Source organism: Serratia sp. Je.1.23.a, assembly GCF_051129805.1.
Lineage (GTDB): Bacteria > Pseudomonadota > Gammaproteobacteria > Enterobacterales > Enterobacteriaceae > Serratia > Serratia liquefaciens.
This window is the reverse complement of record NZ_JBCPSR010000001.1, coordinates 566,953-580,367: the sequence shown is the minus strand read 5'-3', so window position 1 is coordinate 580,367 and position 13,415 is coordinate 566,953. Positions and strand designations below refer to the sequence as shown.

The following is a 13,415-nucleotide window of genomic DNA, read 5'->3' as shown; positions in this document are numbered from 1 at the left end:
AAGTGAAGATAAAGGTTCTGGTGGTTAATGGATCTGATTGGCTTCCTCGCCGTACAGCTGGTGCAGTATCCGTTCGTTCAATTGCGAAGGGTGGCCGTCAAACACGATCTTGCCCTGTGCAATGCCGATCACCCGGGTGCAGTACTCTTTTACCAACTCGACCGAGTGCAGGTTCACCATCACTGCGATGTCGTTTTCGCTGACTTTTTGCAGCGCATCCATAATGCGACGGGTATTTTTCGGATCGAGCGATGCTACCGGCTCATCGGCCAGCAGGATTTTGGGGTTTTGCATCAGCGCGCGGCAGATCGCCACTCGCTGCATCTGACCGCCTGACAGGTTTTCGGCGCGCTGCAGGGCATGCGGCAGCATATTGAGCCATTGCAACAGCTCGATAGCGCGGGCGCGGTCGGTATCGTCAAACAGTTTGAAGAAGGATTTCAGGGTCGAGGTGTGGCTCAGTCGCCCCAACAGCACGTTGGTCATCACGTCCAGCCGTGGCACCAGGCAGAAGTCCTGGAAGATCATGCCGCAGCGGGCACGCCATTGCCGCATCTGACGAGGGGAAAGCTGCGCGATATCCTGAGCTACGCCGTCATCCTCAAAGTGCAGCATCTCGCCACAGCTCGAAGGAATGGTGCCGTTCAGGGTATGCAGCAAGGTGGATTTGCCGGCGCCGGAACGCCCGATCACCGCCACGAATTCACCGACGTGCAGATCGAAGTTGATGTCATCCAGCACGCGATGCTGAGATTTATACGCTTTTCCCAAACCTTTAACCGATAACACTTTTTGTAGTTGAACCGGTTGCTGCCCTGGAAAATCGGTTGGTGCCAGTTTTAACAGTGCCTGAGCCATATGATTTCTCTGGTTTCAGTGACTAATCATTATGGGCACCTATTAACGGATAAGTTTATGACAACGGGATGATGCTTTTGTGGCCGGGAAATGACGCGTGCCATCATTTCCCGCAGGGGCTTATTGAAAGTGAATGACACCCTTAATTAACTGCTTGTTGTTGATCACCTGCGCTTCGTAATGCTCCGCCAGGGTATCGAAATCAAAATGGTGTGAAAGCATCATCTGCGCGGTGATTTTCCCTGCCGCCATCAGCCGCCCCACCTTGGCAAAGTCTTCGCTGGTCGCGTTGCGGCTGCCCATCAGGGTAGTTTCCTTTTTATGGAACTCCGGATCGGAGAACTGCAGGTCGCCCTTAAACAAGCCGACAAACACGATGCTGCCGCCGTGACGAATCAGATCGACGGCGTGGTTCATCGCCTGCGGGTTGCCGGTGGCGTCAATCACCTTGGCGGCCAATTTGCCGTCGAACTGGCCGCGCAGCGCCGCATCAAAGCGTTCATCCTGCGGATCAAGCGTTGGTAACTGCAACACCTGCTCGACGTGCCGCCGACGCTCGGCGCTGGTATCCGCCACCACCACCTGCGCGCCATCGGCTTTGGCGATCGCCGCGACGCCCAGCCCGATAGGCCCGGCACCCACCACCAGCAGCTGATCGTCCGCCGCAATTCCGGCACGACGCACCGCATGAGCGCTGATGGCAAAGGGCTCAATCAGCGCCGCCGCTTCAGGAGCCACATCGTCCACCGCCAGCAGGTTGCCGATCGGCACGCTGAGGTATTCGCAAAAACCGCCATCCTGATGAACACCCATCACCGAAATATTCTCGCAGCAGTTGGTTTTGCCACTTTGGCAGGCGCCACAGCGGTGGCAAGAAATATACGGCATTACCGCCACCCGCTGGCCCACCTGCCAGTCAGTGGTGTTATTGCCGACGCTGACAATTTCACCGCATATTTCATGACCCAATACGCGTGGATAACTGAAGAAAGGCTGATGACCGGACCAGGCATGAATATCCGTGCCGCAAATGCCGACGGTGATTATTTTTATCACCACTTCCTGCGCGGCAGGAAAAGGCACCGGACGCCGTTGATAAACTAATTTTGTCGGCTGCTCACACACTAAGGTTTTCATTGTTGTCATCGTTTTTCCTCCACTAATGATGAGGAGGTTATTAAATAAAAACCGGAGCGCCGCCGATATGTTCAGACAAATCTGTGAGGTATCGCTAAATAAACCGATTTAAATTGGTTTTAAATGCATAAAAAACACCTGAGGCACAGCATGAGCAGAACCCAAAACCTGCGGCAAAACGTAGTAAACCAGATGATCGACAGCATCAATAACGGTCACCTGCGCTCGCCGCTGCCGTCTCAGGCCGCCCTGGCCGAAATGTACAACATCAGCCGCACCACCGTGCGCCATACGCTGGCGCACTTGTCCCAGTGTGGCGTGCTGGAAAAAGTCGGCGATGACTACGTTATTTTACGCCGGGCACTGCCGCAAGATGGCTTCGACTGCCAGAGCCTTTCTCTTGATGAACAGGGGAAAAAGTTTGAAAAGGCGTTCTACCAAATGATCAACCAAAAGCAGCTGCGCGCCGGCGATACCTTCAGCGAACTGCAGCTGTCGCGTGCTGTCAACGTGAGCCCGGTGGTGGTGCGGGAGTTTCTGCTGCACTTCAGCCGTTACAACCTGATCGACAGCGTCCGGCGCGGTCAGTGGAGCATGAAGAAATTTGGTCAACGCTACGCCGAACAGCTGTTTGAATTGCGCCAGATGCTGGAAACGCACGCCCTTTCCCACTTTATCAATCTGCCGATGCACGACGAGCGCTGGCTGCAGGCCAAAGAGCTGCTGAGCCGTCACCGCCAACTGCGGGAAAACATCAGCGACAACTATCGCCTGTTTTCCCAATTGGATCGCGATTTCCACGGGCTGATCCTCTCCGCCGCCAACAACCCGTTCTTCAACCAGTCGCTGGAGATCATTTCCGTGATTTTCCATTTCCACTACCAGTGGGATGAAACCGATCTTAAACAGCGCAATATCGTCGCCATTGAAGAACACATGACTATTCTCAGCGCGTTGATCTGCCGTAACGATCAGGAAGCCATCAACGGCCTGCACCGCCATCTGGACACCGCCAAGCAGTCCATGATCCGCTCGATCAATCAGAGCATCGCCTGATTCGGGATGGCGTTCTTTATTGATAAAAAACACCCCCACAGCATTTAAAACCGATAAAAAGCAGCAAAATATTGGCTGCTGCACGGAACCGCGACAAAACACACCGCCAACCCCATTTCGCCCACTAGGCTTACTGCCGACCACCTGCTAATGCACTTCCCAGGGGAATACCCGGAATAATAAATATTATTAATGCGAAATTCTGGAGGCAAAGAAAGATGGAAAGAACCCATACCGTCGATAGCGGCAAACCACAAACGGATCCCTATTCTGATAACATAATTCCTATGCCGCCGGAGGGCATGTTAGTCCGCTCGGCAAAAATTAAAAAAATCCAAACTACGGCCATGTTGTTGCTATTTCTGGCGGCAATAATCAATTTTCTCGATCGCAGCTCGCTCTCAGTGGCGAACTCCACCATTCGGGAAGAAATGGGGCTGAGCGGTACCGAAATCGGCTTGCTGCTGTCGGCTTTTTCATTGGCCTACGGCATCGCCCAACTGCCCTGCGGGCCGCTGTTGGATCGAAAAGGCCCACGTCTGATGCTGGGGATCGGGATGTTTGTCTGGTCGCTGTTTCAAACGCTGTCCGGCATGATCCATAACTTCACCCAGTTTATCTGGGTACGTATCGGGCTGGGGATCGGCGAAGCGCCAATGAATCCGTGTGGTGTAAAGGTGATCAATGACTGGTTCAACATTAAAGATCGCGGCATGCCCATGGGCATTTTCAATGCCGCTTCGACCATCGGACTGGCGATCAGCCCGCCGATCCTCACGGCCATGATGCTGGCCTTCGGCTGGCGCGGTATGTTCATCACCATCGGCGTGTTGGGGATCGCCCTGTCGATCGGCTGGTACATGCTGTACCGCAACCGGCAGGACGTCAGCCTGAGTGCTCAGGAACAGGCCTATCTGAACGCCGGTAGCGTCAGCGCGCGGCCTGAACCGATGAACTTTCGCGAGTGGCGTGGGCTATTCAAAAACCGCACCATGTGGGGCATGATGATCGGCTTTAGCGGCATCAACTACACCGCCTGGCTGTATCTGGCCTGGCTGCCGGGTTACCTGCAAACCACTTACCATCTGGATCTGAAAAGCACCGGGCTAATGAGTGCCATCCCCTTCCTGTTTGGCGCCGCAGGTATGTTGTCGAACGGTTTCGTCACCGACTTTTTAGTTCGGCGCGGAATGGCACCGCTGAAAAGCCGCAAAATTTGCATTGTGGCCGGCATGCTGCTGTCCGCGTCCTTTACCGCCGTGGTTGCCCAGGCTACCACCACCTACAGCGCGGTGTTGTTGATCGGCATGGCGCTGTTTTGTATCCACTTTGCCGGCACCTCCTGCTGGGGCCTGATCCACGTGGCGGTAACCTCGCGTATGACGGCCTCCGTCGGCAGCATTCAAAACTTCGCCAGCTTTATCTTCGCTTCGTTCGCGCCGGTGGTCACCGGCTGGATCCTCGATACCACCCACTCTTTCAACCTGGCGCTCATCCTCTGTTCCTGCTTCACCCTGATAGGTGCACTGTCGTATATCTTCGTGGTTAAACACCCGATCGTTGACAGCGCCGCCTAAGGATTTCACTCCGCCGCCCTCTCCCACGGTTGAGGGCGTGCGTTCAACACAGGCTAAAGAAATCCAGCCCCAACGCGCCTTTCACCTGTGCCAGCGTCTGCTTGCTGATCTTATCGGCACGCTGGGTGCCCTGCTGCAGAATACGCAACAGCTCGCCCTTGTCGGCCAGATACTCGGCCCGACGGGTACGAATTGGCTCCAGCAGGCTTTGCAGGCAATCTTCCAACAGGCGTTTGATTTTCATGTCCCCCAGCCCGCCACGACGATAATGCGCCTTCAGATCGGCAACCAGATCGGCATCCTCACAGAAAGCATCCATATAGGTGAACACCATATTGCCCTCCACGCGGCCGGGATCCTTCACGTTCAGGTGACCAGGATCGGTAAACATACTCATTACCGCCTTGTGCACCTGCTCGGCATCGGCGCCCAGAGTAATGGTGTTGCCGCGCGATTTCGACATCTTGCCCTGCCCATCCAGCCCCGGCAGGCGGCCGACGTTGCTCAGCAACGGCTGGCATTCCGTCAGTACCGGTCTGCCAACGATGCGATTAAAACGCCGCACGATCTCGTTGGTCTGCTCCAGCATTGGTAGCTGATCGTCACCAACCGGCACGTGGGTCGCGCCAAATGCGGTGATGTCCGCCGCCTGGCTGACCGGGTAAACCAGAAAACCGGCCGGCAGGCTGCGGGAAAAGTCTTTTTCGATAATTTCGCTTTTCACTGTGGGGTTGCGCTCCAGCCGTGCCACGCTGACCAGATTGAGAAAATACATCGTCAGCTCAGCCAGCGCCGGCAACGCGGATTGCAGGCAAATCGTGGTTTTCTCCGGATCAATGCCGACCGCCAGGTAGTCGGCGACCAGATTCAGCACGTTGGCGCTGATTTTTTGCGGATTGTTGCCGTTATCGGTCAGCCCCTGCAGGTCCGCGACCAGCACCGTTTGCTGATGCTGTTGTTGCAGCTCAACGCGCTGGCGCAAGGATCCGACGTAGTGGCCTAAATGCAGGGATCCGGTGGCGCGATCGCCGGTCAAAATGGTGTAGCTCATTGCATTGCTCCTGAAAGTAAATACACCACCGGATCAACGCAATAAAAATGCCGCCAGAACCGGCGGCATTGAAAAGAGGTGTGAATACCCGTGCCGCCTTCAGAGGAGGCGCCACCAAGACTGGCTGTGAGTGGAGTGCATCGGCATATTCATGCTTTTAAGGTATCCCCCCACTGCGCCGGTTGTCAATAACCGCACGCTGCCAGGCCGCCGCCTGTTCGACGGCGATACGACAAAATGCCTCGTTCAGCGGTGAAGGGGTGCGTAACGCCAGCGCCAGCGTATAGGGCACCGGGCTACCTGCGCCACTCAGTTCGCGGAACACCACGCCGGGTGATTTCAGTACCGCAAACAGAGCCGGCATCAGTGCAATCCCCACCCCACCGGCCACCAGCCCGCCGATGGTTTGCATCTGCCGAGCTTCCTGCACGATACGCGGGCTGAACCCCGCCACCGCACAGGCCTGCAAAATCGCCGCGTGCATCCCCGGCCCATAATGTGCCGGAAACAGCACCCAGGGCTGATCGGCCAAATCGCTCAGCGTCACGTGCCGTTGCGTCGCCAAAGGGTGGTGATCCGGCAGCGCCAGCACCATGCGATCCTGTAAAAAAGGCAGAATCTGCAGCTCATCCTGTGGCGCTATCGGCAGGACCACCATACCGATATCGGCGCGATCGTCGCGCAGCGCGATCAGCTGTTCGGCGGTGGTGGCCTCCTGCAAATGGAACTCCGCCTGCGGGTGCGCCTGACGAAACTGGCGCAGGATCCCCGGCAACAGGGCATTGACCGTGCTATCGACAAAGGTCAACCGCAGCGATTCCGTCAGGCCACGCGCCGCACGTCGGGTATTGCCAAGGGTGCGCTCAAACTGCGCCAAGGTCCGCCGCGCCTCGATCAGAAACACCTGCCCAGCCTCGGTGATGCGCGTGATCCGGTTGCCGCGTTCCAGTAAGGGGACACCCAGCTCCTGCTCAATCTTTCTGATGGCGGCCGTCAACGGCGGCTGCGCCATGTGCAATCGCTCGGCGGCGCGGTGAAAGCTCATCTCTTCGGCGACGGCGACAAATTGCCGCAGTTGGCGTAGCTCAATCACGTGATACCTTTTTCGTATTTTGGAAGCATAAATAGAGTATTGGATGTATCGATAGCGAAAGCCAATACTTTCCGAACCCTCAAGTTCTGCGCCATTCCGGCGTGGACCACGGGCACAGGAGAATCAGCTATGACGCAACGTACAGCGGTGATTACCGGCGGATCCAGCGGTATTGGACTGGCCATCGCCCAGCAACTGGCACAACAGGATTACCGCATCGCCATCGTGGCGCGTAACCCTCAACGCCTGCAACAGGCGGCGCAGCAAATTGGCCACGGCACCCGCTATTATGCGGCGGACTTGAGCCAACGTGGCGCGGTGGAAGAAGTGGCCGCCCAGTTGGCCGCCGATCTGGGCACTTTGGATGTGCTGATCAACAACGCCGGTTTTACCCGGGTGATTGCCGCCGATACGCCCCTGGCGCAGGCCGAGCAGGAATGGGACGCGGTGATCGACGGAAACCTGAAAAGTACCTTTTTGTTTACGTTGGCGATGTTGCCGTACCTGCGTAAACCGGGCGGTCGCATCATCAACCTGAGTTCGATCGCCGCCCAATGCGGCAGCGGCAGCGCCGGTGCTCTGGGCTACTCTGCCGCCAAGGCCGGCGTGCAAGGTTTTACCCTCAGCCTGGCACGCGAACTGGGCGAAGCAGGCATCACGGTTAACGCCATTGCGCCGGGCTTTATCGCCGATACTCGCTTTTTCGGTACCGGTTTGCCGCAGGATCGCATTGACGCCATCGCGGCCGAAACGCCGATGGGGCGCACCGGCCGGGTAGAGGATATCGCCAGCGCCGCGCTGTGGCTGGCTTCGAAGGAGGCCTCTTTCATCACCGGAACCGTTACCTCGATTAACGGGGGGGCGCGGGTCGGTTAAGAAAGCGTTACATTCCGCCATTTGCGTTCTCCGAGCGTCGCGTTAGGGTGAAGGAAGATAACCTGAGAAAAGGAACGCGATATGAAGATCGGATTTGCCGGCCTGGGCGGTATGGGCAGCGCGATGGCCGCCAACCTGTTGCAGGCTGGCTATGGGGTAAAGGTATGGAACCGTTCGCCCCAGGCAGCACAGCCTTTGGTGAACGCCGGGGCCGTGCAGGCTCGGCAGCCGGAAGAACTGGCGGAGGTGGACGTACTGATCACCATGCTGGCCAACGATGCCGCCACCGAGCAGGTAGTGGTGGAAAGCGGGCTGCTGCAACAACTGCGGGCGGGAGCGATTCACATCAATATGGCGACGGTTTCGGTGGCGTTGGCCAAACGGCTGGCGTTGCTGCACGCGGAGCGCAACGTCGGTTATATCGCCGCACCGGTGTTGGGGCGGGTGGACGTAGCCGCAGCCGGCAAGCTGAATATTCTGGCGGCGGGCGATCCGCTGTTGCTCGCCAAAGTGCAGCCGCTGTTTGAGGTGCTCGGCCAGCAGACCTGGCATTTTGGCGACCAGCCCGAACAGGCCAACATCGTTAAAATCGCCGCCAACTTCACGTTGGCCAGCGCCATTGAGACGATGGCGGAAGGCAGTGCTCTGGTGCGCAACTACGGCGTTTCCGGCGCGGATTATCTGCACATGCTCACCAGTACCCTGTTTGCCTCTCCGGCTTACAAGGGTTATGGAGGGTTGATCGCCGAAGAAAAGTTTGAACCTGCGGGTTTTAAATTAAGCCTGGGGATGAAAGACGTCGGCCTGGCGCTGGAGGCCGGCGCCAACAGCCACACGCCAATGCCGTTCGCCAGCGTGCTGAAGGACAACTTCCTCGACGCGGTGGCGCAAGGCGACGCAGATTTGGATTGGTCGGCGTTGGCCAAAGTGGCGGCACGCAGAGCCGGATTGAAGTAATCCTGATAGGCCCGGATCGCTCCGGGCTTTTTATTTGGCCGTCAGAAACGAATTTCTGCCGTTGGCAGTGCGTCGATCAGGACACCAAAGCTTTCGATATTCGACAGTGTGGCATTGTGATGGGCGCGGATCTGCAGGCCGGAGGCATGCGCTTTGTCGTGGCTGGTATGCGCATCGGCCGCCAGCGTCACCGGGTAACCCAGCGCGGCGGCGCGGCGGGTGGTGGTATCCACGCAAAATTCGGTGGAATAGCCGCAAACCACCAGATGCGAGATACCGTTCGCAATCAACAGCGGCCCCAATCCGGTACGCAGGAATGAGTCCGGCGTGGTTTTCTCTACCCGATGATCTCCCGCCTTTACCTGCAAACCGGGATCAAGTTGCCAGGCGTCACTGCCGTGCGCCAACTCATCATGCTGCGTTTGATGCTGAATGAAAATCACCGGCACGCCGGCCTGACGGGCAGCGGCGCTCAGGGTGTTAATGCGATCGATCGTCGCTTCGGCATCCGCCGGCGGCGGTGTAAACAACCCTTTCTGCACATCAATAACCAACAGCGCTGACTTCATGATTAGCTCCAGAGAATAAATTCCGTCTCAGCATACCGGCTGACGCGGGCGGAAGATATGGTCAACGCCCTGCTCACGCAGTTTGTTAACCAACTCATGACCCCCATTCGGCGTCGCATGCGCCAGCAGACGCTCGGCTTCAAATACCGGGCTGGCCCAGAAAATATTGACCGGATCGCCATACTGTTTCGGCAAGCTCAGATGCTCGTGATACGGATAAAAGGAGGAAGACAGCACGTAGCCCTCATAACCCTGAGGCGCCACTTCGGACTCCAAGGTATGCCCTTCGCCAAACCAGGTGATTTTTGACCAGGGCACGTGGGCGAAACCGGCCAACGCGCTGGCCATCTGTATCGCATTTTCCTCGGTCATGTATTGACCGTCGATGGCGATACCCATTTCCATGCGGCGATAGCGGGAGGCGTCGTCGTTAAACAGGATCTCTACCCACGGCATCGGCCGGATGCTGACACCCAGGGTAAGGAAATAGTAGATGCCGTCGCGTTCATGCTGAGTGATCGCCATCGGCGGCCACTTGCCCTGATCGATGGCGTAGTATTTCACCGAGGGGCCAAAATGCTGCTCGTAATGCGCCTGATAATCGCTCTGCATCTTGGGCCAGGGATTCCCTTCCTCCCGCTGCCAACTGCGCCAGAACTGACGGGTACTTTCCGCCAGTGCATACTGGGTATTGGTGGAAGCGGAACCTAGCGGATAAGCCAGCGGGCTCTCTTTAATGCAGCTGGCGGAATAACATACCGAATGGTCGATATACAGGCTCCAGCCGGGGATCACCGCCAGCAATTGGCCGTAATACCACAGTGCCGCGCCGTCGTCGCTCTCGGTCCAAACCACCGTCAGCCCTTCCGGGTTCAGCGGCGCTTCCCCTTCCAGATTGCGGCAAAACTCGGCCGCCAGCATCGGTGGCTGCCCCAGCGCCAGTGCCGCGCTGTCTTCCTGCTGCGGCGCAGCGGCCAGGTTACGCAGCCAGCAAGCGCGCACCTGAAAACGTTCGCTATTTTCTTCTGAAGGGTAAATATAAAAATAAGCAGCCCGGTGATCTTGCTGAACCACCGCGACCAGCGTCTGGTTCTCATTACTGACTTCAGCAAGTACGTGTGACTCGTTCATATAACCTCAAATAGGCTCAAGGCGCAGAATAATGCTGCACGCTAAATAAAATGGAAATTGGCTTTTATCCAGTGTAAAGCGCATTACCGCTCGGATCACCCGTAAAAGTCTCAAAAGTGCCCCGAAACATCGGGTTATTGGTAAGAATTATAGTCTGCGCCGATTCAGGCCTGTCGGTTAATTCGGCGCAGCGCACGCTGATATGAACCATTACGCATTGAGGCACGCAGCACTTTACCGACGCCCCCTGCACCGGTGCGCACCAGGCGGCGGCGTAAGTTTCCGGGATAAAAATCAAACTGTTGTTGCGCCCAGTCAGGCAGCAGGTCGATACCCGCCTGCATCACTAAAGCGCCAAAAGGCCGGGCCAATGCGCTGGGGGCCGGCGCGGCCAGCAGAATACGCGCGACTTCCCGCGTGCGCTCATCGCACACCAATTGCGGACGCATCCGTTGCAGATACTCCTCTACCGCCGTGCAGGAGGTTGGGATTTCTTCCGCCCCCAAGGCTGCGGCTACGCGTGCAGCCTCACGGTAATATTGGTCCTGCTTTTCACGGGGAAGAGACGGGTTGCGGTAGCGTAAATGGCTGGCCAAAAAACGGCTGCTTTCCACCACGTGCACCCAGGTAAGCAACTCAGGATCGCTGGCGGCGTAAGGCCTGCCGTCGCTGCTGACGCCGTTGACCCGCAGGTGAATAGCTTTGACTTTGGCAATCAGGCGTTCGGCTTCGGCGGTGGGGCCAAAAGTGGTGACGGAGACAAACTGGCTGGTACGGCGCAGGCGGCCGAGCATATCTTCACGAAAGTTGGAATGATCCCACACTCCCGCCAACGCCAGCGGGTGCAGCATCTGCATCAACAAGGCGCTGACGCCCCCGCACAGCATCGAGGTAAAATCGTTGTGCACCTGCCAGATAACCGACTGCGGGCCGAACAGGCCCGGATCCCCCGGCGGATTTTCAAAATCAATGCCGCCGAGCGCCAGCCCGGTCAGGCTGATGACCTGTTTTTCTATCGCTGCGCGTATCACTTCCATCCTGACTGGCCCCGTTTAGCTTCTGGCGGCCAGTGTAACATGAAGCGAAATACGGCTTTTAACTCCGCGGGTCGCTATCGTTGAGCAGCACAATTTTACCGGCAAAGCTGCGATCTTCCAGGCGACGGTGCGCCGACGCCCCCTCTTTGAGCGGGAAGGTTTCGATGTGCGGGATAGCAAACTCCCCATTCTGCCAACTGCTGAACAGACGCTCGGCCCGCGTACGTCGCGCCTCTGCGCTATTGAGGTAAGTCCAGAGATCGCCCCCCACTACGCCTTTGGAATCCATCATCAGCTGATAGGCAGAGATCGCCGGTGCCTCACCCCCGGCCATGCCGAAGGTGACCACCCGACCGCCGGGGCGCAGCGCGTCGATGCTTTGTTGCAGGGTGATGCCCACGGAGTCAAAACCGTACTCAACGCCGCCGTCGGTCAGAGCGGCAATCTGCGTGACCCAATCCTGCTGATAAGTGAAGGCCGCCGTCGCGCCGTTGTTTAACGCAATCTGCTGTTTATGCGCCGAAGAGACAACGGCGTAAACCTGCGCGCCACGCGCCACCAGCATCCGGGTAAGGATCTGTCCGACACCGCCGGCGGCGGCATGCACCAGGGCGCGATCGCCCGCCTTGACCTGAACGCTGTCATTGATCAGGTACTGCGCCGTCAGCCCCTGCAGCAAAATAGAGGCGGCTTCAACGTCGCTCAACGCCTGCGGCAGACGCAGCGCGTGCTCCACCGGCACATTGATGCGAGTGGCATGACAAAAAGGTACGTCAGCAAAACCGATCCGCTCTCCGAGTTGCCACCCCTGAACGCCCTCACCCAAGGCAATGATGGTCCCGACCCCTTCGTAACCGCCAATATGAGGGGGATTGCCGTGCAGCACGTAATTGCCCTTACGGCGATAGATATCGGCAAAATTCAGCCCGGCGGCCCCCATGCGTACCTGTACCGCACCCGCAGGTACCGCCGGCGTCGGCAGCTCAAGGTATTCGAGCACGTCCGGCCCGCCAAATTGTTCAAACGCTAATGCCTGCATGTCGCCACTCCGGAAAATTTCCGCCAATAACACACTGACGGTCGATAGATTGATTATCGCAAAGCGCTATACTCGGCAACAGTGGCCAAAAAAGCATTCAGAAAACACCAGGGGTTTATAATGGATCGATTAACCAGCATGGCGGTGTTTGTACGGGTGGTGGAAAAAGGCAGCTTCGTCGCCGCCGCCGAAGAGATGGCTATTTCACCGACCATGGTTGGCAAACACATTCGCGCTCTGGAACAACGGTTGAATGCGCCGCTGCTTAATCGTACTACTCGCCGCCAGGGGCTGACCGAGGCCGGTCGGGTGTTTTACGAACGCTGCCGCCGACTGCTGGCCGATGCCGACGCGGCCGAAGCCAGTGCGCGGGCGCTGTTAAGCTCCCCGAGCGGGCTGTTGCGCATCAGCGCGCCGGTCACCTTCGGTAACCGCGTTCTGACACCGATACTGACCGAGTTCCTGCAACGGCACCCGGAGGTGGAAGCGGAAGTGGTGCTGTCGGATCGCAAGGTGGATTTGATCGAAGAAGGCTACGAGGCCGCGTTTCGCATCGGGCCGGTGGCGGACGACGGCCTGGTGGCACGCGCCCTGCCCGATTACCGCATGACGCTGGCTGCCTCGCCGGATTATCTGGCACAGCACGGTGAACCCACACGGCCGGAGCAGCTCAGCGCACACTGCTGCTTTGGTTTCAGCCAGTGGGATGGCAACCACTTTTGGCGACTGTTGGGGCCGCCGGGAGAGATCAGCGTACCGGTCAGGCCTCGATTGAGAATGGACTCCGGTGAAGGGGTACGCCGGGCGGCATTGGCGGATTTTGGCATCGCGCTGCATGCCACTCTGCTGCTGGATGAAGATATCGCCGCCGGCAGATTGGTCCGGGTACTGCCGGAGTATTCACCACTGCCGCGCCCGATGCACCTGGTCTATCTGCCCGAAAGGCGGCAATCCGCCAAGCTGGAAGCCTTTATCGCCCTGACCGTAGCCAGACTGTGGGGCCGGGTTTAAAATAAATGAGTTCAAATACGGGA

The 13,415-nt window shown here is 57.8% G+C and carries 13 protein-coding genes; 5 read left to right on the top strand and 8 right to left on the bottom strand.

Features of this window, described 5'->3' with window-relative positions; all coding sequences use genetic code 11:
* Window positions 1-24: 24 nt before the first annotated feature.
* Together phnC and AAZT04_RS02895 are read right to left on the bottom strand one after the other, a co-directional pair.
* A complete protein-coding gene (gene phnC / locus AAZT04_RS02900; RefSeq protein WP_020825828.1) occupies window positions 25-858 on the bottom strand; it encodes a phosphonate ABC transporter ATP-binding protein in 834 nt (277 codons plus the stop codon).
* A gap of 120 nt (window positions 859-978) precedes the next feature.
* Complete coding sequence (locus AAZT04_RS02895; RefSeq protein ID WP_128863973.1) at window positions 979-2,004, bottom strand: zinc-binding alcohol dehydrogenase family protein; 1,026 nt, start codon at window positions 2,002-2,004, stop codon at window positions 979-981.
* A gap of 141 nt (window positions 2,005-2,145) precedes the next feature.
* Here AAZT04_RS02895 and AAZT04_RS02890 point away from each other — a divergent pair, with 141 nt between their 5' ends.
* On the top strand, window positions 2,146-3,051 hold the full coding sequence (locus tag AAZT04_RS02890) for a GntR family transcriptional regulator (protein ID WP_261138559.1): 906 nt from the start codon (window positions 2,146-2,148) through the stop codon (window positions 3,049-3,051).
* 218 nt (window positions 3,052-3,269) lie between these two features.
* Window positions 3,270-4,628 carry an MFS transporter gene (locus AAZT04_RS02885; protein WP_046374184.1) on the top strand — a complete coding sequence of 453 codons (1,359 nt, stop codon included), beginning with the start codon at window positions 3,270-3,272 and terminating at the stop codon, window positions 4,626-4,628.
* A gap of 43 nt (window positions 4,629-4,671) precedes the next feature.
* On the opposite strand, the gene trpS is transcribed toward AAZT04_RS02885, so the two are convergent.
* Together trpS and AAZT04_RS02875 are read right to left on the bottom strand one after the other, a co-directional pair.
* The gene (gene trpS / locus AAZT04_RS02880; RefSeq protein WP_261135078.1) at window positions 4,672-5,679 is read right to left on the bottom strand and encodes a tryptophan--tRNA ligase; all 1,008 of its coding nucleotides are present in this window, start codon (window positions 5,677-5,679) and stop codon (window positions 4,672-4,674) included.
* A 157-nt stretch (window positions 5,680-5,836) separates the two neighbouring features.
* Window positions 5,837-6,772 (bottom strand): LysR family transcriptional regulator, encoded by a 936-nt coding sequence (locus AAZT04_RS02875; protein WP_261135077.1) that lies wholly within the window; start codon window positions 6,770-6,772, stop codon window positions 5,837-5,839.
* Between the two features lie 129 nt (window positions 6,773-6,901).
* Between AAZT04_RS02875 and AAZT04_RS02870 the strand changes: the two genes are divergently transcribed.
* Both AAZT04_RS02870 and AAZT04_RS02865 read left to right on the top strand, forming a co-directional pair.
* Window positions 6,902-7,648, top strand: a complete 747-nt coding sequence (locus tag AAZT04_RS02870) for an SDR family NAD(P)-dependent oxidoreductase (RefSeq protein ID WP_129942149.1) — start codon at window positions 6,902-6,904, stop codon at window positions 7,646-7,648.
* Between the two features lie 81 nt (window positions 7,649-7,729).
* Window positions 7,730-8,605, top strand: coding sequence for an NAD(P)-dependent oxidoreductase (locus AAZT04_RS02865; protein WP_434678894.1), 876 nt, complete (start codon window positions 7,730-7,732; stop codon window positions 8,603-8,605).
* Window positions 8,606-8,646: 41 nt separating this feature from the next.
* Here AAZT04_RS02865 and AAZT04_RS02860 read toward each other — a convergent pair whose 3' ends face one another.
* The 4 genes from AAZT04_RS02860 to AAZT04_RS02845 all read right to left on the bottom strand — a co-directional run bounded on the left by AAZT04_RS02860 (window position 8,647) and on the right by AAZT04_RS02845 (window position 12,381).
* Entirely contained in the window at window positions 8,647-9,174 is a 528-nt protein-coding gene (locus AAZT04_RS02860; protein WP_020825820.1) for a cysteine hydrolase family protein, read from the bottom strand.
* A 27-nt stretch (window positions 9,175-9,201) separates the two neighbouring features.
* Window positions 9,202-10,305 (bottom strand): suppressor of fused domain protein, encoded by a 1,104-nt coding sequence (locus AAZT04_RS02855; protein WP_020825819.1) that lies wholly within the window; start codon window positions 10,303-10,305, stop codon window positions 9,202-9,204.
* Between the two features lie 164 nt (window positions 10,306-10,469).
* Window positions 10,470-11,342 (bottom strand): oxygenase MpaB family protein, encoded by an 873-nt coding sequence (locus tag AAZT04_RS02850; RefSeq protein ID WP_261135074.1) that lies wholly within the window; start codon window positions 11,340-11,342, stop codon window positions 10,470-10,472.
* Window positions 11,343-11,400: 58 nt separating this feature from the next.
* Window positions 11,401-12,381, bottom strand: coding sequence for a quinone oxidoreductase family protein (locus AAZT04_RS02845; protein WP_261138566.1), 981 nt, complete (start codon window positions 12,379-12,381; stop codon window positions 11,401-11,403).
* A 120-nt stretch (window positions 12,382-12,501) separates the two neighbouring features.
* Here AAZT04_RS02845 and AAZT04_RS02840 point away from each other — a divergent pair, with 120 nt between their 5' ends.
* Window positions 12,502-13,392, top strand: a complete 891-nt coding sequence (locus AAZT04_RS02840; protein WP_020825816.1) for a LysR family transcriptional regulator — start codon at window positions 12,502-12,504, stop codon at window positions 13,390-13,392.
* Window positions 13,393-13,415 lie beyond the last annotated feature (23 nt).

Bases quoted from the DNA above. Each gene is read 5' to 3' on its own strand.
- phnC (WP_020825828.1), bottom strand. From the start codon at position 858: ATGGCTCAGGCACTGTTAAAACTGGCACCAACCGATTTTCCAGGGCAG.
- AAZT04_RS02895 (WP_128863973.1), bottom strand. From the start codon at position 2,004: ATGACAACAATGAAAACCTTAGTGTGTGAGCAGCCGACAAAATTAGTT.
- AAZT04_RS02890 (WP_261138559.1), top strand. From the start codon at position 2,146: ATGAGCAGAACCCAAAACCTGCGGCAAAACGTAGTAAACCAGATGATC.
- AAZT04_RS02885 (WP_046374184.1), top strand. From the start codon at position 3,270: ATGGAAAGAACCCATACCGTCGATAGCGGCAAACCACAAACGGATCCC.
- trpS (WP_261135078.1), bottom strand. From the start codon at position 5,679: ATGAGCTACACCATTTTGACCGGCGATCGCGCCACCGGATCCCTGCAT.
- AAZT04_RS02870 (WP_129942149.1), top strand. From the start codon at position 6,902: ATGACGCAACGTACAGCGGTGATTACCGGCGGATCCAGCGGTATTGGA.
- AAZT04_RS02865 (WP_434678894.1), top strand. From the start codon at position 7,730: ATGAAGATCGGATTTGCCGGCCTGGGCGGTATGGGCAGCGCGATGGCC.
- AAZT04_RS02860 (WP_020825820.1), bottom strand. From the start codon at position 9,174: ATGAAGTCAGCGCTGTTGGTTATTGATGTGCAGAAAGGGTTGTTTACA.
- AAZT04_RS02855 (WP_020825819.1), bottom strand. From the start codon at position 10,305: ATGAACGAGTCACACGTACTTGCTGAAGTCAGTAATGAGAACCAGACG.
- AAZT04_RS02850 (WP_261135074.1), bottom strand. From the start codon at position 11,342: ATGGAAGTGATACGCGCAGCGATAGAAAAACAGGTCATCAGCCTGACC.
- AAZT04_RS02845 (WP_261138566.1), bottom strand. From the start codon at position 12,381: ATGCAGGCATTAGCGTTTGAACAATTTGGCGGGCCGGACGTGCTCGAA.
- AAZT04_RS02840 (WP_020825816.1), top strand. From the start codon at position 12,502: ATGGATCGATTAACCAGCATGGCGGTGTTTGTACGGGTGGTGGAAAAA.